Source organism: Devosia algicola, assembly GCF_028816455.1.
GTDB classification, from domain to species: Bacteria; Pseudomonadota; Alphaproteobacteria; order Rhizobiales; family Devosiaceae; genus Devosia; species Devosia algicola.
The window spans coordinates 452380-476364 of the sequence record NZ_CP118246.1; the positions used below are offsets into that span (position 1 = coordinate 452380).

Here is a 23985-nt window from a genome sequence, read left to right on the forward strand (position 1 = left end):
TGTGATGACTGAACCCAACGTCTCACCGCTTCTGTCCGTTGACGATCTGGTAGTTGAATTCCACACCGAAAGCGGTGTTGTGCGCGCCGTCAATGGGGTTAGTTTCGCGATTGAAAAGGGTGCAACCCTGGCATTGATCGGCGAGAGCGGGTGCGGCAAGTCAGTTACGAGCCTCGCGCTACTCAACCTGGTGCGCGCGCCCGGCAAGATCGCCAGCGGCACCATTACCTATACCGGTGACGACGGTGAAGCGCGTTTGATCACCGATTGGAAGTCCAGCTCCGAACAGATGCGTCAGTTCCGCGGGGCCGAGGTCGCAATGATATTTCAGGAGCCCATGACTTCGTTCGATCCACTCTTTACCATTGGCGAGCAGATCGTCGAAATGGTTCTGGCGCACCGGCCAAAGACCAGTCGGTCAGGTGCCCGCGACATCGCAATTGATATGCTGGGTCTAGTGCGACTGCCCCAGCCCGAGGTTCTTATTGATCGCTATCCGCACCAACTGTCTGGCGGCATGCGGCAGCGGGTAATGATTGCCATGGCGCTCTGCTGCGGGCCAAACCTGCTGATAGCCGATGAGCCCACAACCGCCCTCGATGTAACAACCGAGAGCCAGATTCTCGACCTTCTGCGGCAATTGCAGAGCGAGTTGGGAATGGCCATGCTTTTCATCACCCATGACCTGGCTGTCGCAAGTGAAGTCGCCGATGAGATTGCGGTAATGTACCTTGGTTATGTGGTCGAACGGGGCGCGGCAGCAGATGTGTTGTCCAGTCCGTCGCACCCCTACACGCGGGCACTTCTCGATTCCCTCCCGAATATCGACACAGATCCGGCAAGCCGGCTCAATGCGATCAAGGGCATGGTGCCAACGCCGGACGAAATGCCGCGCGGCTGTCCATTTCACACGCGATGCCGCGAAGCCATGCCTGGACTATGCGATCAGCGACTACCCGAACTTTACGCTTGCGGCCAAGGCCACCAGGCCCGCTGCTTTCTGGTTGATCCTCAGTTGGAGGTGCTGAGAGGATGAGCAGCACTATGAAAGAGCCAACGCCTCTGGCGCAGTCGCCGTCCCCGCTATTATCAGTGCGCGGGGTGAGCAAGCATTTTGTCCTCAATGGCGGCGTTTTTGGCCGTGCCAAGAGCACGGTGCGGGCGCTTGACGATGTGTCGTTCGACGTGCCGCACGGAGCAAGTGTCGGCCTTGTAGGTGAATCTGGGTGCGGAAAATCCACTATGGGTCATACCATAATGGGTGGTTTGTCGGCGAATAGCGGGGAAATCCAGTTTGATGATCCCGAGCGTGGTCGCGTCGATATTGCCCACGCAGACAGCGAGCCTGCGCCGACATGTTCGGCTCAATATCCAGATGGTGTTTCAGGATCCAAACGCGTCCCTCAATCCGCGTATGACGCTGGCGGATCTCGTGGCCGAGCCACTGATCATCAACAAGCTGCTGCCAAAAGCCGAAATCCCGCCACGGGTGGCTCAACTGTTAGAGCAGGTCGGCTTGTCGCCCCGTTATATGGACCGCTACCCCCATGCATTGAGTGGCGGCCAACGCCAACGCGTGGTGATCGCGCGAGCGCTGGCCATGAACCCCAAACTTGTGGTCGCCGATGAGCCGGTATCGGCCCTCGACGTATCAATTCAGGCCCAGACGCTCAATTTGCTGAAAGACCTGCAGGTCAAACACAATTTGACCTATCTGTTCATCGCTCACGATCTAAGCGTCGTGAATTATTTTACCGACGAAACAGTTGTGATGTATCTCGGCAGGGTCGTTGAAACCGGCAACACCCGCACAATGTTCAAGGCACCGCTGCATCCCTATACCGCAGCGCTGCTCAACAGTGTGCCGCGCCTTGGTCACGGCAAAGCCACGGAAAAGCGCGCGCCCAAGGGCGAGGTGCCAAGCGCCGTCAATCCGCCCGCTGGCTGTCATTTCCATCCACGCTGTCCCTATGCGCAGCCGATATGTTCATCCGAGGTGCCGCCCCTGCGCACCATATCCGCTGGACGCCAGGCGCGCTGTCATTTCGCTGGAGAACTGCCGCTCGTGGCGGCACCCGGCCAGTCTGCAATCTGAAGGTGTACTGATGAACGAGCAAGTTGAGCGCGACGTGATAGCCGTATCGACCTCACGGATTTCAGACTGGCACTGGCGCATAGTGTGGGCCGAAAACGCGCTCGATATCGTGCTGCGAGACCAGAGTGACAATCACGTCCACGGCGTCAATGCGCTCTATACGAGACTGGGTACAAGCAAGGACGATCCGGCAACGGACCGGGACGCGGTGTTCGCCTTTCCCGATACGCTGCGCCGCAACGACGCCGATTTTCGGATAGGGGTCGACCGGATACCGGTGTCATGGGACAAAATGGAGGTGAACGAGTTGCCGCGCGGGCTCGCTGTCATTCTTAGCAGCACCCGGTTTGATCTGCGCGCCGAATTATTGTTCGCGATCCACCCAAGTGGCGTGCTCGTAAAAGACACGAAAGTGATCCACACCGGTGCGACCGCGCCCCTGTTGCTTACATCTGCACCCAGCTTTGCATTTACACTGACCGATCCGGTTGAACGCGCTGTGTTATTGTCAGGGGAGTGGGGCGAGGAAACTCAGGTCAATCGGGTTAGTTTGCAGCATGTCCCCATCAATCTCGAAAGTCGGGCCGGCAAAACGGGGTTCGAGTACAATCCCTGGATCGCCCTGGAAGCAGATCAGACCACGATTGTGGCGCAATTGTCGTGGTCGGGAAATTGGAACATGTCGGCTCGGCGCGGTCCCGGCGTAACCCACCTCGCGGGCGGCATACACGAGATCAGCCTCTCGCACGCCCTGCATGCAAACCAGGAATTGGTGCTGCCGCGCGCAACGATCCTGCGTGTTGCCGGCGATCTGAACCGCGCTACCCAGTGCTTGCATGATTATCGTCGCGCCGAGCGCCCCAACGGGCAAAGGAATGTGCCCGTTCAGTTCAACAGTTGGTATCCGTATCCAGGTGAGCCCAATGTTGCGGACATGATGGATTTTGTGCCGATCGCCAAGAAAATGCAGTGCGAGGTATTTGTTCTCGACGCTGGGTGGTACACGACCGACCAGGAAGACCCCGATGAGAGCTGGTGGACACGAACGGGCGACTGGACGGTTAATAATCGCCTGTTTCCAAACGGTCTGGAAGAGTTGAGCCAGGCATGTGAACAGGCCGGACTTCAGTTCGGAATTTGGTTCGAGCCAGAGGCTATTAGCCCGTCCGCTTACATACGTCGCAATCATCCGGAGTGGCTGCATCATGTCGATGGGCGCGCGCCGTCGCCCAACGAGCGCGCTATCGTGAATTTGGGTATTGAGGGCGCGCGCCAGTTTGCCCTTGAGCGTATCCTGAAAATCTTGCGTGCCACAAATGCCAAGTGGATGAAGTGGGATTTCAATACCGATATGCGCCAGGGTGGTTGGGCCGATGGTTATACCGGCGCCAAAGATGCAGATCCGGTTGTGGCTCACTACCAAGGGCTTTATCGCCTGCAGGACGAAATTCGCGCTGCCATGCCCGAGCCTGACGCTCGAAATGTGCGCCGGCGGTGGCGGTCGTTTCGATGCTGCGATCATGAAGCACGCGCACACCAACTGGATGTCCGATCAGAAACAGTCTCTACGAAATCTCGCCATTCACTTCGGCAGTCAGGCTCGCCCATACGCCGGTAGAATGTAACGACTGGCTGATCGAGTGGCCACCCAACAGCATCGCGGGGCACATGAGCCGGGGTGCCCAGCCGGACGAGCGCGGCGATATCGCATTCCGCCTACGCATCGCCATGCTCGGCTCACTAGGTATCAGCGCGCCGGTTTCGCAATGGTCCGAGGCCGAAATTGAGACGGCCGCGCGCCATGTTGACTTTTACAAGCAACACGTTCGGCCGCGCATCAATAATGCCGATCAATATCAACTGACCGCCGCACCGCCCCTCGACGGCAACGGTGATTGGGCCGCCATTTGGTACGCGGACAAGGACACGAATGGCGGCGTCGGTTTTTTCTTCCGACTTATCGGTTCGCCTGCGCAGCGGTTTCGTCTTGCTGGGCTCAGCCCCGCACAGGCTCTATAGTGTGAGTTTTCTTGACGGTCCGTCGCAGAATGTATCTGGCAAGGATTTGGCCGATGGGCTGGAAATCGTCCTCGGCGATCAATTTTCGTCGGCAGTGGTCCTTGTCGAGAGCGTGCAGGAATGACCAGTGCGGTACACCCTTCTGAATTGAGAGTTATCAAAGGATCGTTCTCGTGAAGATCGTTTCGATTACAGCGCAGGTATGCAATGCGGAAATGCGGAACTGGATTTTCGTCCGCGTCGAGACCGATCAACCCGGTTTGATCGGCTGGGGTGAGGCAACACTTGAGTTCAAGACAAACGCCGTGATCGGCGCTATCGCTGACTTCGCGCCCATGCTTGCGGGGCAGGATCCGCGCGACATTGAACATTGCGTCCAGACGATGACAAGGCACAGCTTTTGGCGCTTGGGCGTAATCGGTACCTCCGCTATCAGCGGTATCGAAATGGCGTTATGGGACATTTTGGGCAAGGTGCTTGGCGTGCCCGTCTGGCGTTTGCTGGGCGGTAAGGTACGAAACCATCTGCGCACGTATACCCATCTCGGTCTCGGTGACATGCGCGCGGTCTATGAATCGGATACCGCAGATGCAATCGTGGGGCATGCCCGGAAAGTCGTTGAAATGGGATATGACGCCCTCAAGGTCGTGTGCATTCCGTATTCGCACTACACCGCACCCAACGCCGAGGTAGACCGGGTTAGACGCGTTGTGGGCGAACTGCGCGACGCCGTTGGGGACGACGTCGATATCATGGTCGATTTCCACGGGCGACCGGCGTCCGCAAGCGCTGCGATGGCATTCATAGATGCGCTGTCGGACGCCCGTCTATTGTTCGTTGAAGAACCGGTGGCTCCCGAGGACATCGGAGGACTTGCCGAGGTAAAACGGCGTTCCACTACACCAATCGCGTCCGGCGAGCGGCTCATTGGCCGGCGGGAATTTGAACCAATCCTGCGGGATCGCCTGGTACACATCGCCCAGCCAGATATCTGCCACACCGGTGGGCTCGCCGAGACCAAGAAGATCGCCGCCATGGCCGAAATAGCCGGTATTGGGATTGCGCCACACAATCCTATCGGCCCGATCGCCGGCGTAGCAGCGTTGCACTTCGGTGTCTCGACGCCAAACGTTATTATTCAGGAAGAAATGTCGGGGGCCGTGCCTTGGTACGGTGACGTGGTCAAATGGCCAATTGAGCGGCGGCCGGGCAGGTGGGATGTGCCAGAGCCTTCCGGGTCTCGGAATCGAAGTTGACGAGGCAGTCATTGCCGCGCACCCGATGAAACCAGATATATTGCATACGCGAGAGGCTGTTATGGGAGACGGAACGGTGGCCGACTGGTAGACGGTACTAAATTCATATACCGCTTCTCAGCTTGAAATGCGGTCAGACTGTATGACGAGGAACCCATATGACGAATACTGATGGACCAATCCTGCCACCTGACGGACGTGAGTCCGCCAGGCTCGGTCCGTGAGTGGATATTGTCAACGCTGGGCAAACGCATCCTTGGTGGTCATTACCCCGAGGGTGCGGCATTGCCCATCGAGGCTGACCTTTGTGCAGAATTTGACGTCAGTCGGACGGTTTTGCGCGAAGCGGTAAAAATGTTGACAGCGAAGGGGCTGCTTGTCTCCCGAAAGCGCGCTGGAACCCTCGTGCGATCCGCATCGAATTGGAACCGCCTGGACGCCGATGTTCTGTCCTGGATGGGTTCGCTTGACCCCGACCCCGTTTTTGTCCGGGGCCTGCTTGAGGCAAGGCTTGCTATTGAACCAGCCTCGGCCAGGCTTGCCGCGATGCATTCTACCTCCATGGATCTCGCAACAATTGAAGCGGCCTATCATGACATGCGGACGACACCGGCTGACGATCTCGCGGGTCGTATCGCTGCTGATGTTGCTTTTCATATCGGTATCCTCGAAGCCAGTCACAATCCGGTCTTTGCCGGCTTGGGTAAGTTGATCAAGCACGCACTTGAGGACTCCTTTCGACTAACAACCCGCACAACTGAAAGCTATTCACGGGCATTGCGCGCGCACGGCGACGTGTTGGAAGCAATTCGGCTGCGGCAACCCGATATTGCCAGCGAGCGCATGCGCGCGCTTGTCGATGTCGCCATGGTTGATTTGCTGCATCATCTTGCGATGGTTGGGACTGATAGTCCGGGCGAGCAGGTACTGGCTTCGGCTTCAGAGGGCTGACGGTCGAAATGCTCAGCAGCGAGCGACGCGGTTTAACGGACAGGATGCAATGAACAGCGACCTCGAAATTGCCGATACACAGGTGCGAGCCATAGTGCGACCTGCGATGGGGGGAGTTTGACCCGTTTCGATTGGATCGCGAACGGGGTATGCGAGCCGCTATTCCGCCCTTCGCCTGCAAATGGAACAAAATCGGCACTCGATCTTGCTGCGTTCGTACTGCTGCCTTGGTCAAACCGCGTGTCGGACGGAGGATTTGATTTTGAGGGAAAACATCATCGCCTAGACCCCAATATTGACGGCGAACCATATCCAAGCCACGGCAACGCCTTCGAACTCGACTGGCACGTCGCCGAGGTGACGCCCACTACCGTAAGTCTGGTTACGCAGTCTTCCGGGCCGGGGCCATATCGCTATGCGGCAACGCTGGGCTATGGGGTCGATCGCGGCGTCCTGACCGTGTCCATGACTGTTGAAAACCGGGGCGATATTGCACTGCCGTTCGGGCTTGGTTTCCATCCCTGGCTGGTGCGCGAGCCCGACACACAACTTCAGGCGCCGGCCACGTCAGTATGGCTGGAAGACAGTCGGCATCTGCCTGTTGGCGATCAGCCTGCCCAAATCCCGCCAGATTGGAACTTTTCGTCCTCTCATATCCTGCCGTCGGGTTTCATCAACAACGCATTCATTGGCTGGGACTGTAAGGCCTATATCGACTGGCCGATGCGTGATCTGTCGCTCGCCATCGCGACTGCCGAGCCATTGTCGACCTACATCGTGTACTCCCCCTCAGCCAGCGCGGACTTCTTCTGTTTTGAACCGGTGAGCCACGCTGTGGATGCGTTTCATCTACCTGGCGGTAGTGCACCTCACGGGATGGTCCGCCTTGCGCCTGGGGAAAACCTTTCGGGCAACATCCGTTTCGCGGCTAGACATGGCCGCGAAAGTCGAACCCAGCCAAACCCGGTTGGGGGTTCCTAGCGTCGCCACCGATTGGCACGCGGTGACCCTATCCATACTAAGCCTTAGGAGGATGCCTTGCCCCTACGCCTCGAAAATCATCATGTTCTGGTAACCGGTGGTAGCCGTGGCATTGGTGCGTCAATCGTCGAGAGGGTTTTGGCTGAGGGCGCGAGCGTTTCGTTCATCGATATTGAGGAAAAACTTGGTATTGAGCATCAAGCCTCCCTCAATGCGCCAGGTAGAACCTTTTTCGCCCGTGGCGATATCCGCAACGCGGAAGAGATTGCCGCTTTTCATACAAGCGCGGTCGCAAAGCTGGGTCCCATTACCGGTCTTGTCAACAATGCCGGACGCAACGCCAATGCGGACCCGGTAACAATGACGGAGGCCCAATGGGACGAATTCATGAGTGTGGACCTCAAGTCCGCTTGGCTCTGCGCTCGTGAAGTGCTCCCGGGTATGATCGCAGCGCGGCGCGGCGCCATCGTAAATATTGCATCTGTCCATGCCGATCACACGTTCCGCGGGTATTTCCCCTATGCCGCTGCAAAGTCCGGCCTCGTTGGCTTAACCCGTTCACTAGCCCTCGAGGTTGGCCCGCACCAGATCAGGGTCAACGCGCTTTCTCCCGGCTGGACCGAAACTCACCTCGTCGCCGAATATTTCAAGCACAACGATGAGGGCATGCAACAAGCAGTGTTAGATAGCCACCCCATGGGCAGGATCGGGAAACCCGCAGAAGTTGCAAATTGCGCGGCTTTCCTGCTGTCGGACGAAGCGAGCCTTTGTGACAGGCGCAAACTGGCGTGTTGATGGCGGTCTCGGCGCTCGCTTTGCCGGGTAATTTATCGCCCGCGCGCCCCTGTGATCCGCTTTCAGTGATCTGCGCACGCCGAGCGGTACTATTGCTCAGGGATTGGATTTACCCGCGTGGATCGCCTTTGATATTGGATTGCTTACCACCGCACGTATTTCTCGACGCAGCGCCATTATTTTGGGTCGACTGTCCGCCCGCTCGGTCGACAGGTCCAGGTAAATTTGCCTGTCACTGACGCAGTGACTATGGAAATGCCGCAAATTACGCCAAGGTTCTATAGCGCATGCATGAATTAAGAAATTCGCGACAATATGTTGATATATAACGAATAAAGAAATTATTATGTCGGTAACGTCATTTGACGCCCAGAACAATATGAAATCTATTTGGAACACCGATGGATGGCGCACCATCAGCAAAGGAGCATAGTGTCAAACTATATCCAAGGGAGGACGCGATGAGCGAGTATGATCTGAATGACTTTCTTTTTGACCTGCGTGGCTATTTGATCCTCGAAAATGCCATCGATGCGTCCTTGCTGGCCGATCTCAATGCCGAATTCGATAAATTTCCCGATTTGCAGTTTGGCGAATGGCACGGCAATGCCCAGCGCTTGGACAATAATGGCCATGCGGGACTCGAGTTGCAAAATATCGTCGAGGTCGGCAAGCCATTTGAGACATTGATTGATCACCCCTCCTGGATCGACCGGCTGCACCGATATTGCGGCGAAGAAGGCACCTGGGTGGAAGGTCTTTATATCGATGAATGTTTCGCCTCGATCCGCCGCAGTGGAGGCTACTTTCCCATGCACTCGGGCGGGCAGGATGGTGTCATACGCAATCAATATGGCTTTCACAACGGCCGTTTTCGCTGTGCGCAGGTCAATATATTGCTCGCATTGACCGACATTGGACCCGGTGATGGTGGCACCCGTATCTTGCCAGGCAGTCATAAAAGCAACATTGCCCATCCCGTGTTCTCCAAACCCTTCGAGGAAAGGGTCAAGGCCGACGATGAGGTCGTTGAAGGCTCGATCGAGGTTAATATGAAGGCCGGAGACGCCTTGATGTTTGTCGACGCGCTCAGCCATGGCGCCACCAAGCGTACAAATGTCGGCGATCGTCGGGTGGTAATTTATCGTTATGGACCGATGTGGGGCAATACGCGCTATGGCTATCAATATTCGCCAGAATTGCTGGCGCGTTTGACGCCGGCCCAGCGCAAGATTCTGCAGCCAATCACCCCGCGTGTGCCCGGCAATGTGCGCGGTCTGGATCGTCACGCCGCCGAATAGGATCTGGGAGGGTGCAATGGTTCAACCGCAGACCGAAGTCACACCCGCGCCGCACTCCTCCCCGATCATTTGCGGCCTGTTGCGACAGGGTGAGGACCTCAGTCGCGGTTTTCGTCCCACCGGTACCAAGGATTGGCTGTTGATTACGACGCTCGAGGGCACCGGCTATGTTCGGGCCGGGCAGGGCGAGTGGATCATCGGTGTTGGCGATTTGCTGCTTATCGCCCCCGATACCGCGCAGGAATATGGTCATTTCGACGAAAATAGCGGCTGGATCAATATTTGGGCCCATTTTCGCCCGCGTCCACACTGGCTGAACTGGCTCAACTGGCCGCAACTGGCGCGCGGCGTCATGCTCCTGCGCGGTGGCCGTCGCTTGACAGAAATCGAACCCGAACTGCGTCGGATGACTGATATTGCCGGTGGTCCGCTCCGGCTCCGATTGGATGCGGCTATGAATGCACTGGAGCGGGTGCTCATAATTTGCGACGACATTAATCCGATCCATGATCGTTCAACGCTTGATCGACGCATAAAAAAAGCGCTCGAGATCGTTGGCGAACGTTTGGCGACGCCGCTAGCCGTCGAGGATTTGAGCAAGGCGGTCGGTCTGTCGCGCTCGCGGTTTTCGGTGTTGTTCTCTGAACAACTCAGCATGTCGCCACAATCCTATATAGAGGCTGCGCGCCTGGCCCGGGCCGCCCAAATGCTGCACTCTTCATCGTGGCCGGTGGCGCAAATCGCCGAGGAGGTTGGTTTTCCCAACGCATATTATTTTTCCACGCGCTTCCGTCGTCATTTTGGCATGCCGCCTTCGGTCTATCGATTACGCGTCGAGCGCGGCCAAGCCAACAATATTCACTGACCCTGAGTGCCCCAAAATGGCGGCCGTAGATGTCAGGCGGCGATCCAATGCATCGTCCAACTAGGTATAGTCGCCACAACGCCCCTTGATAAAATCCCGGCCAACACTGTTTATGGGAGCGGTTGGGACGATATCAGCACGCCGCGGATCACCCATCATCTCTGATCAACGCAATCGGCAACCAGACCATGAAAACATCCCCATTCTCGGGCGACTCAGTCAATACCTATGTGTCCGGTGCATCTCGACAAGTGCCGGGGTTCTTCGACCTGCATCGAATGACGGCAATGCTCATGGCTGAGCGCATGCCATCGAACGGCCGCGTTCTGGTGTTGGGCGCTGGTGGCGGGCTCGAGCCTGAACGCGCTTGCCGAATCCCATTCCGACTGGTTGTTCGACGGTGTCGATCCTTCTGCCGATATGTTGAAATTGGCAGAACAAACCGCCAGCGCCCATTCAGCGCGCATCCGCCTCCACCACGGTTATATCGAAAGTGCGCCCGAAGGTCCCTTTGACGCGGCCACATCGCTTTTGACATTCCATTTTATTCCATCCGACCAACGCCTGCAAACCCTGAAACATGTGCGCCAGCGCCTGCGGCCGGGAGCGCCCTTTGTTGTCGCCCATATCAGCTTTCCCCAAGCAGAGCCGGACCGGTCACTATGGATTGCGCGTCACGTCGCCTTCGGCGCATCGGAGGGAAGCGATCCCACACAGATGGCGCAGTCTCGGCATGCGATCGCCACCAAGCTCGCGATTCTGGCACCTGACGAGGAGGAGGCGATGATGCGTGAGGCGGGTTATTCGAATGTCAGTCTTTTCTATGCCGGGTTGAGTTTTAAGGGTTGGGTGGCGTACGCCTAGTGTGTGTCGAAAAATCAGATTTGGGAATCCACTTCGTAACCATAGTCTGGTTACCAGTCCCGACTTGATCTCGGTATCGGCGCCCGACGTCGGTGTCGATCTCATCGATGAAAATCAGCGTGCCCGCGCACAACACATCAGCAATCAGGTGGCGAACTTTACTCTTTTGTCGCCAGTCAGATCTTAGGCATCAGGCGTCTTGGGGCTCTATCATCGGGTAGAACACTTTGTCGTGCCGTCATGGATACGAAACAATGGTGACGTCAGCGGTCCTTAGCGCTGTTGACCAGATGATGCACAGAAATCGATCACGCGCTGCCATAGGATCTCGGTGTTTTTCGCGTCATATTCGTCGGGTAACGAGCGGTCGGTAAACAAATGGCCGCGGCCGGGATAATTGAATATATCAACCGATGCCCCAGCGGCACGAATGGATTTGGCAACTGCATCAATACCGTTCTGATCTCTGAACGGATCATCAATGGCATAGTGGATTTGCGCGGCAACGCCGGACGGCCAGTCGGATATTCCGATAACATCTAGCGGTAGCGCACCTGAGAACATCAGCACACCGCCAGTTTTGCGCCGTGTTGCGACATATTCAGCCATAGCGCCACCGTTCGAAAATCCCGCCACGATAAATCCGTCGGACAGGTGTGTCGTCGCCTCCACCGCTTTTTGCATCAGAACCGGATAGCCGATGCCCTCGGCAAACGCACTGGCGCTATCGTAATCGTCAAATACGCGCCCGTCATATTGATCAACAATGTGCACATCGTGGCCAGCTTCGCGCAGTCGTTCCGCTGCGTCGCGGACTCCCTCTCGTACACCAAGGACCGAGTGGAATAAGGCAATATTGGTCATTATGGCCTCCGATTGCCGGTGAGGGTTTTTTGCCTCAAATCGCGAAGCAATGTGCCAAATATTATGTCAGAAAAGTCTCGCTATGGGCATGGCATTCCCATCCGTTCGAACCACGGATCCATGTTGAACTATCTGCTGCCCGCAATTCTTGGGCCTTTCCGCCCATATTGACCTTCTGGCGCACTGTGTAGACGATTATTGCGATGTCGGGGGCGGGTGTGGAGACCTCAATGTCCTCGAATTCGTAAGAATTCAATATCCAATCGCCATCCTCGGTCATGGCGCCCATCTTGTCTTTTGGAATTTTCATTATTCCTCGCGCACCGGTAACCAGGCTCGTTTCAGCCGAAAGCTTTGCCGTTTTGCTGCCGTCCTTTTGCTTCACCGCATCCCAGTAAGATTTTTCGAGCGCGACAATATCCGCCGTCGTTGCATGGGTATTTGGCATGGCTGCCTCCTGATTGGGTGTACCCCAAAAAACGCGCCCAACCATATAGAGTTCCAAACCTATCGCGATTTCAGCGGCGTCGCTGCGGTCTGGAATCGCCATATATACAGTGGCGAGCAGCGGCGCGCGGCCGCACAAAAACGGCGAAGGACTGATGTTTCGTCGCTCGAGCACCATGCGCCGGGCTGCGCGCCTTGCTTATTCGTACAACAGCATCATGAAAACGGCCAACGAGGATGCCGCGTTCGACTGGATAACCTACTGGGGCACGGCAGACGCAGCGATCGCGTTTCTAAAAGAAACGGGCTATTTCCCTGCATCGCCACAGGTGGCTGCCGACGAACGCATTGCCAGCGATCCCATTTATGCCGCAGCGGTTGAAACGCTCAGCGTTGGCAGTCTGCCTGAAAGCTTCCCGGGCTTGCCTGGTTGGACGGACTATGTGGCGTTGCCGGCCTTTCAGGGTGTTCTGATTGGACGCTCCAGCGTCAAGGACGCGGTCGACGACATGATTGCCGGGTTGGCGGCAGCGATCGCCTAACGGTCTCCCTACTTCCGGCTCGGCAATAAGCTGGGCCGGTACTGTCCAACTCCCGTCTCCCGGAGTTCTGCATGGCTGAAAAAAATGTCGGACGTTCGGCAGCGGAACTCGTCACGCTGCCTTATTCGTTGTGGCGCCGCTGGAACCCTTTCTGGATCATTGGCGAACTCTCTGAAACGCGCTTTTGGATGTATCTGCTGCTGTTGCCCAGCCTCGTGCTGATCGTCAGTGTAATTCTCTATCCGACGATCAATGGTTTTGCCCTGAGCGTCCAGAATGTTCGACTCAATCGACCGGCAAACAACGGCTTTGCGGGCTTGAACCAATATATCCGGGTGTGGAACGACCCCTTATTCTGGCTGTCGCTGCAGAATACCGCGATGTGGGTGACCATCACCACCATCATCGAATTTTTACTCGGGCTCACTGCCGCTCTGGCGCTTAACCGCAATCTACCAGGAACACGACTGATCGGCGTGATTGTGCTCATCCCGTTCTTTTTGCCGAATGTTGTGGCGGGAAATATCTGGGCAATGATGCTTGATCCACGTCTGGGGGTAATCAACGACCTGCTTATTCGCATCGGGTTTCTTGGCACGCAAAAGGCCTGGTTTGCCGACCCTTCAACGGCGATGGCGGCGGCAATCCTGGTCGAGTCCTGGCATGGATTTCCGTTCTTCGCCCTGCTGCTGCTGGCCGGTATGAAAAGTATTCCGAACGATCTTTACAAGGCTGCCACGATCGACGGCGCCGGTTGGCTTTCGCAGCTGAGATTAATCACGTTGCCAATGCTGCGAACAGTGATCGCGGCTGCGGTCATCTTGCGGGTGATCGGCCTGGTCAATTCACCCGATCTATTATTGATCCTTACCGGCGGGGGGCCAGGACGCGCGACCCAAGTGTTATCGCTTTACGCGTTCATAACGGCCTACAAGGATTTCAATTTTGGATATTCCGGCGCCCTTTCGGTGGTCATGTTCGCCATGCTCATGTTTTTTGCCTGGGCCTACATTCGCATTTCCGGCGTAAACAGGGAGAACTGAGATGGCCGAGTCCAGGATCCGTGGTGAGTTTGCCAAAAACGTTCTTACCTACTTGGTACTGATCGCGTTCGGCATCTTCGGCATCGGACCGCTTCTGTGGACGTTGCTGACGTCGCTCAAGTATGAAGCTGACATCGTAACTACTTCCCCACCCGGTTTACCCTCGACAACACGCAGGCCGAATTGTGCCGGATCCTGACCAATTGGCTCAAGATATCCAAGAACTCAGAACGCGTGCTGAACGGCGCGATGCGCCGACTAGCATGGGCGCACTTCACGACGGCATAGAAGACCGTCTTCACGGGGGGATTGTCGCATCACTAGGTAATCAGACAATTAGGAAGATTCACAAGACCAACATGGACCGGTTCCGCCTCATGCGCCCCCAATCGGGAACACTGAGTCATGATCATTTCATCACCGCGTCGGTCGAACACTCGGCGATCATCGAGGCGGCGAAGGCCCGAGACGTTCAGGCGGCGCGCGATGCCCTGCGCCAACATATCGCAGCGTCCCTGCAACGCTCGATCATGAGCGACTTGTTTACTGTCTGACGTTCGTCGTTTGTACCATGCTGGAAACCATCGCCCGTTAGGGTCATGGGCTCTCGCGCCGGTGTGTAGGGCCACCATCCAGTACACTTTATAATTTGCGTTGCCACCCACCTCACGGCGTCGGGTTCCGCTTGGTCCGAGCATACGCCGAGGTCATCGCCAAACGGAGCGATGGATCCGATTCCAAGTCGGTATTTCATGTCGATGTGCTGGCCGGTCGAGCACGCAAATGCACTTGACAAGACGACGGCAGGAAGGGCGGAAGCGCTGCTGGCGATCTCCCGGGCGATTGCGAAAGCGGCAAACGCCCAAAGTCTACACCGCGTTTACCCTCAACGCGCAGGGCTTCAAACCCCTACGGTGGATAGGTTGCATAAGTCATTGAAACACATGGTGCCGGCAACAGGATTCGAACCCGTGACCCCCTGATTACAAAATGGGTCTGAAGCCGTTGATATAAAACGAATTATTGCTGATTATTGGTTCGCGGACAAGCCCTTAAGCGACATCATCGTGGATGTACGCTGATCCTCGATGATCTCCGTACGGTGCTCAACACAGTGCTCCGGAGAAGCAAAAATGGCTGTCATCAATCTCACCGAGTCCCGCATCCGGGACCTCGAACCAGGCTCAGGCATCTGGCGCGACGAACAGGTCAAGGGCCTGATGGTCGTCTGCCACGCCACCACCAAGACCTACGCGGTCCAGGGCGACGTTCGCCGGAACGGCCGGCACGTCCGCACCGTGCGGGTCAAGATCGACCGCGTGGACCGCATTGGCCTGCGCGAAGCCCGTAATCGGGCCAAGGCGATCATGTCTCAAATCCAGTCCGGCATCGATCCGACCGCGAAGCCCGAGGAAAGCGGCATCACAATCGCGCAGGCGCTCGACGCTCATCTCGGCGAGAAGACCTTCCGCGAAGCCACGATCGAGAGCCTATCGGTACAACATCGACCACTATCTCGCCCGCTACAGAAACAGGGCCGTGACCGACCTCGGGCGGGCGGAGGTGCGCGACATCTACGAACGGCTTCGCAACAGGTGCGGCCAGACCACCGCGACAGGCGCCATGCGCACGCTGAGGGCGGTGATCAACACGGCGATGCGCATGGACGAGACGATCACGGCCAACCCCGTCTCGGCCCTGCGCATTCCCAACCCGAAGCGGCGCGAGGTCGAGGGGCTCGACCTTGCGGCATGGTGGCGGGCTAGCGAGGACCTGTCGCCCATTCGGCGTGATCTTCACCGCGCCATGCTTTTGACCGGCGCCCGAAGGTCTTCGATCCTTCAGGTGCGCCACGCCGATGTGGATTTCGATAAAGGCATTCTGATCTTCAACCACATGAAGACCGGCGGCCGGATGCTGTTTCCAATGGGGACGTGGCTTTCGGGCATGATCCGCGATCGCCTTGCCGAGGACGAGCCCTTGAACAATCCCTGGCTCTGGCCGTCGCCCTTGAGCAGTTGCGGGCATGTGACGGAGCCGCGGGAAGATGGTCCCGACCTGCCGAGCCCGCATGAATATCGCCATCACGCCCGCACATTGTTCATCGCATCCGGGGTGCCCTATGCCGAAAGCGCCCTGCTTCTCGGTCAGCGGCTTCCGGGCGCGTCCGGCGGATACGTCCATGCCGAACATCTCGTCGAGCACCTGCGGCCGCACGCTCAGGCGCTGGAAGACAAGGTTCTTGCCGGTCGCCATCCGGCGCTCGCTATCGTCGAACCGGAGGAGGCCCGCGATGCCGCTTGAACAGGCAGCCTCGGAAATTGCCAGCCCCTGGCTCGACACCGCAGCGGCCGCCCTGCATCTCGGAAGGGAGCCGGGCACGCTGCGAGGTTGGCGCTCGGTCGGCAAGGGGCCGGCCTTTCACCTGGTGAGCGGACGCTTCGTCCGGTATCACATCGACGATCTTGAAGCCTTCGAGGGGCGGCAACCGGCAAAAAAACTTTCAGCCGACGATGCCGCCTCACGATAAATCAATGACTTAGGCATAGCAAACGTTGATGTCTGCCGATCCTGATCGGTGATTATTAGACGACGCGCGCTGCGAGGAGCCGAAAGGCCAAGCGCGTGACCGGGGGGATCCCGGTCCTCCTCAGACAGAAATCAATGTCTGAAACCAGCCGGCAGAAATGCCGGCTCAACGGAGGTCTATGCCATGTCGGCAACTCTCACCAAGAACGACATCGAAGACGCGGTGCGCCGCGTTCTCGACACCCACTCCCGCAGCCCCTGGTACGATACCGAAGCGGCCGCGGTCTATTTGGGCTCGACGCCCGGCACCCTGCGCTCATGGCGGGGGACCGGCATTGGCCCACGCTATCATGTGATCCACGGCAAGACGGTTCGCTACAACATCACCGACCTCGACGCCTTCATTCGCGGGGAGGACGGTCGATGAACACGCTAGTGGAAAATGAAGAAGGGCGCGCCGAGGGGATCGGCGCGCCCGCAGGAGCATTGGAGAAGACCGTCGCGTTCGACTTCGACAAGGGTGAGGATAAAGCCGTCACGGCATCCGACACACCGTCGAAGCACGATCCCGACGCGCTCGATGCTCATGCTGCTGCCGGTCACGACCTGATCCCTTTGCGCCATTGGCAGGCGAAGGATGCTCGCGGCAAGCCGATGGGAAAGGCAGGTCTACCGAACTGGCGGTGTTGCCCACCAATGTTGCTTGTAGAGGCGAAGGCGCACATGGCGTCGGGCAAGAACGTCGGCGTTCGCCTGCGTGGCACCAATCTGGTCGTCGATGTCGATCCTCGGCATTTTGCGGCGGGCGATGATCCGCTCGTTCGGCTGAAGGCGGATTTCGGTCTGCCCGAGGCTCCTTTCGTCAAGACCGGCGGCGGCGGCCTGCACCTCTATCTTCGCAAGCCGGAAGGTTGCGCAGTCGTTAGCAGTCTGGCGAACTATCGGGGGATCGACTTCAAGTCGCTTGGCGGCTTGGTCGTGGCGGCAGGCTCGCTCCATCCCGAAACCGGCAAGCCGTACGGCCTCGATGACGATCCGCTTGCAATGTTGCTCTCGGAAGCGCCCGAGGCGCCTACGGCCTTCCTGGACGCGATTGCGAAGCGTTCCGTCGAGCCTATCTGTCAACGCGCACGGCGAGATCACGCCGGAGCAGTTGGAACGGCTTCTCTCCAGGCTGGATGTGATGGCCTACAACGGCCGTCACGACGATTGGCTGGCGATCATGATGGCGAGCCATAGCAGCACGGGCGGCGCAGGCATGGACGAGTTCGTCGCCTGGTCGATGTCGGACGCGGCCTATGCCGGCGACGAGGCCGAGATCGCCAAGCGTTGGGCATCGTTCAAGCCGAGGCCGGGCGGCGTCACTCTCGGTAGCTTGCTCAAGGCTTTATCGGATGCGGGACACGGCGCCTTCATCGAGGAGGTGTTGCGCGCGCCTGCCGACGAGGATTTTCCCGACGACATCGTCAACGCGCCTGATGCCGAACCTCAGCAGCGGAAGCAGCGCACGGTTCGCATGACGGGCGTTTGGGACGAGTGGGTCTGGGTCGTCGAGCCCTATCAGTTCGTCCGGCGCTCGGACACGCGCAAGTTTCGCACCGAGCAGTGGAAGTCGGTCCATGCCAATCTCAAGCCCGACGGCGACGTGCTCAACGCCATCTGGAAGGGCAACTTGCCGATGCGCAAGTTCGAGACGCTGGTCTATTTGCCTGAGGCGGACGAATTTCCCGACGGCGAGGATGGCGGCCGTTATAACATCTGGCGTCGCTCGGGCGTCGAAGCCAAGGAAGGCGATGTCACGATCTTCCTCGATCACATGGCGCATCTGTTTCCCGATGAGGGCGACCGCAATCATGTGCTCGATTATCTGGCGCTGCTCGTTCAGCGTCCTGCCGGCAAGATCCATTTCGCGCTGCTGATCCGCGGCGTGCAGGGGACCGGCAAGAGCCTGGATCGGCAATCTGATGGAGCGGATCGTCGGCTCGCGCAACACCGTGCGACCGTCGAACGACGAGGTCACATCGCGCTGGACGGCATGGATGGAAGGCGCGCAGCTTGCCATCATCGAGGAGTTGATGACGCTCGGGCGGCGGGAGGTGGCGAACCGGCTCAAGCCGGCAATCACCGACCCGACGATCAGGATCGAGGAGAAGAACTGCTCCATCTATTCGATCCCGAACTGCCTGAACTTCCTCTGCTTCACGAACCACGATGACGCGCTGCCGATCGAGCACGGCGACCGGCGCTGGCTTGTCGTCTTCTCGCCTGCGGTCAAGCGGGACGAGGGCTACTACCAGCACCTGTTCGGCTATCTCGTCGAAGGCGGCGCGGCGCACGTCAAGCACTGGCTGCTTCAAAGGCGCGTCTCGCTCAACCCTCACGGCGTCGCGCCGGCGACGGCCGGCAAGGAGGCCATGCGGCGGCTCGGCATGGGAGACGCCGAGTCCTATCTGCTCGATCTTTTTGAAGCCGGCGAACAGCCGTTCGACTTCGACCTCGTACGGGTGGACGATCTGGTCGATGCCGTGCCTTCGGCGTTGCGCGGACGCTCGAACCTACGCGCCCGCGTGTCGAAGGTGCTGAAGGGCGAACTCGGCGCCGTCGAGCACACCCGCTATACCAAGGGGGACGGAAAGCGACCTGCCTTTCATCTCTGGTCGGTGCGCAATCATGAGCACTGGCAGGATGCCGGCGCGGCGGGGCGGATCGACGCCTTCATGGCGTTTCGTACGCTCGACGGCCTCGACCTGTCACCGACGCGGTAGACCGGCGGACAATCGGTGGACCGGCACGCCGGTCCACCGATTGTCGCATAAATTTCAGCGCCTTGAGTATCTGGTAGACCGGTAGACAAGCATTTTATGAATTTCAGCAGAATGGACTATGACGGCGAATGAGGGGATGAAGGAGGATCGCCGCGGCGGCTCGGCACCGATCGTTTTAGAACTCGAACCGAGCGAAACCTTTGTCTACCGGTCTACCACCGTGCTTGCCGCGTCCGACGTAAGGTCGGCCGGATCATTCGTGCTGCATGATGGCGCCATGGCTTTCGGAGGCGAATTTCGCGCAGACCCCGCAGTCCTCGCGCGTGAGACCCAGACAGTCAGCCGGTCGGAAGGCGGTGGCAAGAGGCATCATGGCGTTGGCCGCTGGTGGCTCCGATGACATCGGCGCTAGGGTCGGACAGGCCGGAATCGCCAAAGCCACCAGGGCCTGCTGTCAGGGCCGCAACCTCAGACCCTTGAATTGGTGATCGGGCGCTTCATGCCTGAAAGGCGAGTCGGTGCAAGGGCATGGTCGATGACGCCGCCCAAAGCACAGGACCAGGCACCGGCAACGCCTTTTCGGGCGAACAACCGGCTTCCCGTGGAGATGCGGCCGGCGTCCTGGGGCTTCCATCGGCACTGCGGCCACTCCCGCACGGAAAGGAGGCCGGGTGGCTGGTTTCCAGAATTTATGCGAGGTCGTTTCGATGGCTTCCCGCAATCTCCGCACATCGCATGGTCGCGGCAGATCACGCGAGGAACAGCACCATGTCGAACAGGTCATCGGAAAAGCGGGAGGTGCGCCGTCCCGAGAAGGATCGGCGGTGGTCTCCGGCCATCGAGGCCAAGGTGCTGGACATCGTCGCAAGGACCGGCTCGCCCAAGATGGCAGCAGAGGAAATCGGGATTTCGGTCGCCACCATCCACGATCATCGTCGGCGCGACGCAGATTTCGGTTCAAGATATGGCGCCGCCATGGACACGGCGTTTCATCAGGTGCTGAGCAAGGCGTTCGAGCGGTCCATGGCCGATGTCGAGCCTTCGGATCGGTTGATCGAGGTGTTGCTCAAGTTCCGGTGGCCCGAACGGCTCAACGGCTTCCTGGCCTTCACGGCGGAAGGCAGATCAGCGGCCCCGGCGCCAGCCGGTCTGGACCCGCGGGTCATCGCCAGGATGGAGCCGGCAGATCGAGCCTGCGCTGATCGAATTGCTTGGGCGCTATCTAGTGGTCGAAACCGAGGCGAAGACCAATGGCGCAATCATCCCGATCAACTGAGAACGCGCAACGGATGCTGCGCGACCTGATGGCCGTCGAAGTCCTGGCGGCATCACTGACCGCCACGGCGCCGCTCGCCATCGCGGCGGCAGGTGGAGCGCATCAGCTTGTCGCCAGATATGGCCATCCGACCGGTGCCTGGTTCTGGTCGATCAGGCCGATGCCGGAAGCGTTGTGGGTGGCGATGGCTGAGGAGCACCAGGCACCGCACCGAGGGAATGATGGTGAGTTATAAGCCGCGTAAATACCTGGTCATGACCATGTATTCGTGTTGCCTCTGAAAGTGTGGCCGGCAAGCAACTCATCTATTCCAATGCACTCGAAATATGCCAAAAAGCCGCCCCATGTGTATAGTCTCCTTTGGACGGCACGCGTTTTCTTGATCATTAAATAGCTCCGGCCCATTCCGGGCCCAAGGAGCAAAACCATGCAGCCCACTTCTAGCGTCGTTTCACCAGCACATGAATCTTCAAGCGACTTCCGCAGGCGCGCATATGCCGCCATGCGCCAGTGGGGCGATGCAGATCGTGATGACGAAATCCTTGAAGGCGCGTGTGAAGCGCGCGACCTGAGCGAAGCGGAAATCGAGGCGGCTGCGAAGGTCCTTGCCGTTCTCGAAGATTTTCATGATCGCTTTGGCTCGTTCGCTGCCGATTTCCTGCCAGCCCTGATTGCTGAAGCCGCAGGCGGTGCTGAAAACCTCGCCGTGACCTATGGCATCACCATTCCCCGCTGCGCCACGGTTCGCCGCAAGGCGCGCCACGAGGCGATCCGCAGTCTGGCGAGGGCCTGCTGAATTTCGATGGCATGTTGTCATTGCTGATTACCGCATCCTGATCGTGTCCGGGCGGCCGATGGGCCTCCCGTACCGCGATGGCGGTGACAACAAGACGGCTGAGCCCGCGCCTGTTTGCTCCCCGGATTGTCGCGTGACGTGACACGAAGGGAGATGAACATGGCGGTCAAGAAAATGGCCCTTGCGAACCGGTGGATGTCCGTGACGGACGTGATCGACTGGCTGCGCCGGGCACGAGAAAATCGCGAGCAGCAGGTAAAGCTACTCGAAGGACTTGAAGGGCGAGCGAAGCAGCGCCGCGATGACGTGGAGCGCTCGCTCGCCGATCTTCCCAACAATCAACGCAGCCAGGTCGTGACCCGCGCCGTCAACGGCTTTCGGTCCGAATTGAAGCGCCAGTCGCTCGACAGCCGCGTGGCCTATCTCAAAGCAGTCGGTGCCTTGCGCGAGGATGCAAACTCGGCCCGCGCGCATTATCAGAGCCCGGTGCAGATGCTTGCCCGCGAAGGTCTCGGATCGGAGCGCCGCAGCCGTCTGCTTCACCAGATTGAAAAGTCGGGCCAGATCGAACTGGCATCGCTCGCCGCGCTTGCGGCTTCGACTGGCGACAAGGAACTGGCAGCCGCGCTTCTCACCCGTAATTCCGGCCTGCCTGTCAACGACAGAGCCTTCTCGTCGCAGGAACTGGCCGACGCGCTGGTCGGCGACGAATGGCGCAAGGTCAATCAGGCGATTGCCGAGGTCGATCGCATCGCCGTCGAAGCGGTCCATGCCGACAGCGCCTTCGAGATGGGCAAGCCGAACGCCACCCGCGCCGTGAACATCGCGCTCATGCGGCGCGATGAGCAGGCGATGGGTGCCGATCTCACCGACCTCGAAGACGAAGATACCGAAGAAACCCAGGAGGACTGAACATGGCTACTTTCGCATTCTATCCCGCCCATGAGGAGCAGCGCCGCGCTGACGGGCTCAATTTCGCTATCGCGGTCGGAGCGTCAGCCTCTGCGGCCCGCGTCGTTGCCGAAACCTTGATCGGCGAGCCGAATGCGCTCGTCGGCTGGTCGTCCGTTGACCTCGCCTCCGCGCCCGCCACCTTTGTCGGTGGACTGCCGGTCGGCGCCAGGGCACAAGCCGTCTGGCCGACGCTCGGCCGCGGCGGTGATCCGATGCGGGGGACCTGACCATGGCGGACGACAACTACCTCAGCTTTTTCGGCGTGCCGGGTCTGAACTATTCGACCAAGCTGCGCCAGTACGAGGGCTTTGTGCGGGAAAGGTTGGCCGGCTGCGCCATCACCGACCCGCTCGACGCTCATCTCGCCTTCGGTGGCGACCTCGATGATTTCACCCAGGAGTCGTGTCGCGCGACCACCGGCCTATTGCTGATCTTTGGCTACGAGCCGCGCGAGGAAGGCGTCTATTTCCGCAAGGAGGTTTGGCCCGAAGACAAGGCGGCCGTTGGGCGTCGTGCGCGGCGGGCGAGCATCGAGCGCCTGCACTTCGGACCCAAGCGCGGAAAGCAGAGGTAGATCGTGGCCGGACTTGATGATTTTGCCAAGCGCATGAGCCGGATTTCGGTCGAGGTCGAAGGTGGCGTCGAGCAGGCTGTGAAGGACTGCGCAGTCGCCGTCACCCGCACCGTGATAAATGCCACGCCGGTTGATACCGGCAGGGCGCGCAGCAATTGGACAGCCGAGCCTGGACCAGGCGTTTCAGAAGCTGTTTCCGGCGCACGTTCCAGGCGCGAAGGGCAGCACGGCCACGGCCAATGCCGAAATCGCCATCCAGAAGGCGGAAGCCATGATCGAGCAATTCGGCATCGGCAAGAACGGCTCGATCCACATCTTGAACAGCCTGCCCTACATCGGCGCGCTCAATGACGGACATTCGACGCAGGCACCGGTTGATTTCGTGAAGCTGGCCGTCATGGATGGTCTGGCTACCGTCCGAAACGCCAAAATCCTGAAAGACTGAGCGTCAGGCATGGCCTCGGAGTTCGCCGATAGAGCGGATCGCTCCAGTCGTATCCCGAAACTTCCAGTTGCCGTTCCAAACATTCTCCGCCCCAACAGCAATCGACGTATTGAGCCTGGTTCAGGGTCGCGAAGCGTTGATTGTTGTCGAGCCGAATCCAAGAGCCTTCATGAGCCTTAGCCTTGTACTCACGCCGTTTATAGGTTCGAAAAATCTCGAATCCTTCAGGGAATTCTACGCCGTTACGTTGGTCATGATAGCCAACTGCGGCGAGCCTGCTCTTGTGTCGGATTAGGCGCTTCGATGGGATTGGCACATTGAAGAATACGCCGGAGAATCGCGTCTTCAGTTTCCTCGCCAGTTTTACGAGCCGCCCAGATGGCAGCAAAAACTTCTGTGGATACAGGGATAGTGCGGTTCATTGAAACCTCCATTTTTCTCAATTCTCCGCAAATAGCAAATAGTGCTATATACTGTCAAGAGAGGATTTGAACTCGCTGAGCGGCGCGGTCGCGACATGTTGGCCTCCATCGGCTTCCGGTCGTTGAAAGCTTTCGTCATGTCGCAGAGGAAAAAACTGCCGCTCGTCCATGCGAAGCAGGTGCCTGCCGACTTCGTGAGGC

At 58.6% G+C, this 23985-nt stretch carries 30 protein-coding genes and 4 pseudogenes; 31 read left to right on the plus strand and 3 right to left on the minus strand.

The features are described 5' to 3' along the window. The first annotated feature begins 4 nt into the window (after positions 1–4). The 14 genes and pseudogenes from PSQ19_RS02370 (at position 5) to PSQ19_RS02430 (ending at position 11127) form a co-directional block, all read left to right on the plus strand. Complete coding sequence (locus PSQ19_RS02370) at positions 5–1036, plus strand: ABC transporter ATP-binding protein (protein WP_282219472.1); 1032 nt, start codon at positions 5–7, stop codon at positions 1034–1036. Between the two features lie 8 nt (positions 1037–1044). After that, positions 1045–1248 (plus strand): annotated as a pseudogene (locus PSQ19_RS02375) (ATP-binding cassette domain-containing protein); the annotation flags it as partial. A gap of 49 nt (positions 1249–1297) precedes the next feature. Then, positions 1298–2095, plus strand: a complete 798-nt coding sequence (locus PSQ19_RS02380; RefSeq protein ID WP_282220592.1) for an oligopeptide/dipeptide ABC transporter ATP-binding protein — start codon at positions 1298–1300, stop codon at positions 2093–2095. 292 nt (positions 2096–2387) lie between these two features. Continuing rightward, positions 2388–3542, plus strand: a pseudogene (locus tag PSQ19_RS02385) (alpha-galactosidase); the annotation flags it as partial. Positions 3543–3615: 73 nt separating this feature from the next. Then, entirely contained in the window at positions 3616–3720 is a 105-nt protein-coding gene (locus PSQ19_RS19640) for a hypothetical protein (protein ID WP_407649065.1), read from the plus strand. A 43-nt stretch (positions 3721–3763) separates the two neighbouring features. Then, on the plus strand, positions 3764–4114 hold the full coding sequence (locus tag PSQ19_RS02390) for a hypothetical protein (protein WP_282219474.1): 351 nt from the start codon (positions 3764–3766) through the stop codon (positions 4112–4114). Between the two features lies 1 nt (position 4115). Then, complete coding sequence (locus PSQ19_RS02395) at positions 4116–4238, plus strand: hypothetical protein (RefSeq protein WP_282219475.1); 123 nt, start codon at positions 4116–4118, stop codon at positions 4236–4238. A 49-nt stretch (positions 4239–4287) separates the two neighbouring features. Next, positions 4288–5370 (plus strand): enolase C-terminal domain-like protein, encoded by a 1083-nt coding sequence (locus PSQ19_RS02400; RefSeq protein WP_282219476.1) that lies wholly within the window; start codon positions 4288–4290, stop codon positions 5368–5370. 171 nt (positions 5371–5541) lie between these two features. Next, the gene (locus PSQ19_RS02405; protein WP_282219477.1) at positions 5542–6321 is read left to right on the plus strand and encodes a FadR/GntR family transcriptional regulator; all 780 of its coding nucleotides are present in this window, start codon (positions 5542–5544) and stop codon (positions 6319–6321) included. A gap of 117 nt (positions 6322–6438) precedes the next feature. Beyond that, positions 6439–7302, plus strand: a complete 864-nt coding sequence (locus PSQ19_RS02410; protein WP_282219478.1) for an aldose 1-epimerase — start codon at positions 6439–6441, stop codon at positions 7300–7302. Positions 7303–7359: 57 nt separating this feature from the next. Further along, positions 7360–8097 (plus strand): SDR family NAD(P)-dependent oxidoreductase, encoded by a 738-nt coding sequence (locus PSQ19_RS02415; RefSeq protein WP_282219479.1) that lies wholly within the window; start codon positions 7360–7362, stop codon positions 8095–8097. A gap of 461 nt (positions 8098–8558) precedes the next feature. Next, positions 8559–9398, plus strand: a complete 840-nt coding sequence (locus PSQ19_RS02420) for a phytanoyl-CoA dioxygenase family protein (RefSeq protein WP_282219480.1) — start codon at positions 8559–8561, stop codon at positions 9396–9398. 16 nt (positions 9399–9414) lie between these two features. Further along, complete coding sequence (locus PSQ19_RS02425; protein WP_282219481.1) at positions 9415–10263, plus strand: helix-turn-helix domain-containing protein; 849 nt, start codon at positions 9415–9417, stop codon at positions 10261–10263. 188 nt (positions 10264–10451) lie between these two features. Continuing rightward, positions 10452–11127: pseudogene (locus PSQ19_RS02430) on the plus strand (class I SAM-dependent methyltransferase). Between the two features lie 273 nt (positions 11128–11400). Here the strand turns inward: PSQ19_RS02430 and PSQ19_RS02435 are convergent. After that, the gene (locus PSQ19_RS02435; RefSeq protein ID WP_282219482.1) at positions 11401–11991 is read right to left on the minus strand and encodes a dienelactone hydrolase family protein; all 591 of its coding nucleotides are present in this window, start codon (positions 11989–11991) and stop codon (positions 11401–11403) included. A gap of 61 nt (positions 11992–12052) precedes the next feature. Next, complete coding sequence (locus PSQ19_RS02440) at positions 12053–12439, minus strand: nuclear transport factor 2 family protein (protein WP_282219483.1); 387 nt, start codon at positions 12437–12439, stop codon at positions 12053–12055. A 154-nt stretch (positions 12440–12593) separates the two neighbouring features. Here PSQ19_RS02440 and PSQ19_RS02445 point away from each other — a divergent pair, with 154 nt between their 5' ends. The 17 genes and pseudogenes from PSQ19_RS02445 to PSQ19_RS02525 all read left to right on the plus strand — a co-directional run bounded on the left by PSQ19_RS02445 (position 12594) and on the right by PSQ19_RS02525 (position 23268). Continuing rightward, positions 12594–12980, plus strand: coding sequence for an extracellular solute-binding protein (locus PSQ19_RS02445; protein WP_282219484.1), 387 nt, complete (start codon positions 12594–12596; stop codon positions 12978–12980). A gap of 71 nt (positions 12981–13051) precedes the next feature. Beyond that, positions 13052–14023, plus strand: a complete 972-nt coding sequence (locus PSQ19_RS02450; RefSeq protein ID WP_282219485.1) for a carbohydrate ABC transporter permease — start codon at positions 13052–13054, stop codon at positions 14021–14023. 203 nt (positions 14024–14226) lie between these two features. Next, positions 14227–14577, plus strand: coding sequence for an FCD domain-containing protein (locus PSQ19_RS02455; protein ID WP_282219486.1), 351 nt, complete (start codon positions 14227–14229; stop codon positions 14575–14577). 579 nt (positions 14578–15156) lie between these two features. Then, a complete protein-coding gene (locus tag PSQ19_RS02460) occupies positions 15157–15789 on the plus strand; it encodes an integrase arm-type DNA-binding domain-containing protein (RefSeq protein ID WP_282219487.1) in 633 nt (210 codons plus the stop codon). Next, positions 15686–16327 (plus strand): site-specific integrase, encoded by a 642-nt coding sequence (locus PSQ19_RS02465; protein ID WP_282219488.1) that lies wholly within the window; start codon positions 15686–15688, stop codon positions 16325–16327. The genes PSQ19_RS02460 and PSQ19_RS02465 overlap by 104 nt, the downstream gene beginning before the upstream one ends. After that, a complete protein-coding gene (locus tag PSQ19_RS02470; RefSeq protein ID WP_282219489.1) occupies positions 16317–16553 on the plus strand; it encodes a helix-turn-helix domain-containing protein in 237 nt (78 codons plus the stop codon). The genes PSQ19_RS02465 and PSQ19_RS02470 overlap by 11 nt, the downstream gene beginning before the upstream one ends. A gap of 183 nt (positions 16554–16736) precedes the next feature. Next, positions 16737–16979 carry a helix-turn-helix domain-containing protein gene (locus PSQ19_RS02475; protein WP_282219490.1) on the plus strand — a complete coding sequence of 81 codons (243 nt, stop codon included), beginning with the start codon at positions 16737–16739 and terminating at the stop codon, positions 16977–16979. Continuing rightward, complete coding sequence (locus PSQ19_RS02480; RefSeq protein ID WP_282219491.1) at positions 16976–17791, plus strand: bifunctional DNA primase/polymerase; 816 nt, start codon at positions 16976–16978, stop codon at positions 17789–17791. Before PSQ19_RS02475 ends, PSQ19_RS02480 begins: the two co-directional genes overlap by 4 nt. Further along, positions 17736–17876, plus strand: a pseudogene (locus tag PSQ19_RS02485) (PriCT-2 domain-containing protein); the annotation flags it as partial. The gene PSQ19_RS02480 and the pseudogene PSQ19_RS02485, both read left to right, overlap by 56 nt. Before the next feature lie 640 nt (positions 17877–18516). Next, the gene (locus PSQ19_RS02490; protein WP_282219492.1) at positions 18517–19317 is read left to right on the plus strand and encodes a primase-helicase family protein; all 801 of its coding nucleotides are present in this window, start codon (positions 18517–18519) and stop codon (positions 19315–19317) included. A 768-nt stretch (positions 19318–20085) separates the two neighbouring features. Then, positions 20086–20622 carry a hypothetical protein gene (locus PSQ19_RS02495; protein ID WP_282219493.1) on the plus strand — a complete coding sequence of 179 codons (537 nt, stop codon included), beginning with the start codon at positions 20086–20088 and terminating at the stop codon, positions 20620–20622. Continuing rightward, positions 20607–20828, plus strand: a complete 222-nt coding sequence (locus PSQ19_RS02500) for a hypothetical protein (protein WP_282219494.1) — start codon at positions 20607–20609, stop codon at positions 20826–20828. Before PSQ19_RS02495 ends, PSQ19_RS02500 begins: the two co-directional genes overlap by 16 nt. A gap of 192 nt (positions 20829–21020) precedes the next feature. Continuing rightward, on the plus strand, positions 21021–21389 hold the full coding sequence (locus PSQ19_RS02505; RefSeq protein ID WP_282219495.1) for a hypothetical protein: 369 nt from the start codon (positions 21021–21023) through the stop codon (positions 21387–21389). Positions 21390–21548: 159 nt separating this feature from the next. After that, entirely contained in the window at positions 21549–22301 is a 753-nt protein-coding gene (locus tag PSQ19_RS02510) for a hypothetical protein (protein WP_282219496.1), read from the plus strand. A 2-nt stretch (positions 22302–22303) separates the two neighbouring features. Continuing rightward, positions 22304–22570, plus strand: a complete 267-nt coding sequence (locus PSQ19_RS02515; RefSeq protein WP_282219497.1) for a hypothetical protein — start codon at positions 22304–22306, stop codon at positions 22568–22570. A 2-nt stretch (positions 22571–22572) separates the two neighbouring features. After that, the gene (locus PSQ19_RS02520) at positions 22573–22917 is read left to right on the plus strand and encodes a hypothetical protein (RefSeq protein ID WP_282219498.1); all 345 of its coding nucleotides are present in this window, start codon (positions 22573–22575) and stop codon (positions 22915–22917) included. Between the two features lie 33 nt (positions 22918–22950). Continuing rightward, entirely contained in the window at positions 22951–23268 is a 318-nt protein-coding gene (locus PSQ19_RS02525) for a hypothetical protein (protein WP_407649132.1), read from the plus strand. Positions 23269–23613: 345 nt separating this feature from the next. Here PSQ19_RS02525 and PSQ19_RS02530 read toward each other — a convergent pair whose 3' ends face one another. Further along, positions 23614–23784: a hypothetical protein gene (locus PSQ19_RS02530; protein WP_282219500.1), complete on the minus strand. Its 171-nt coding sequence runs from the start codon at positions 23782–23784 to the stop codon at positions 23614–23616. Positions 23785–23985 lie beyond the last annotated feature (201 nt).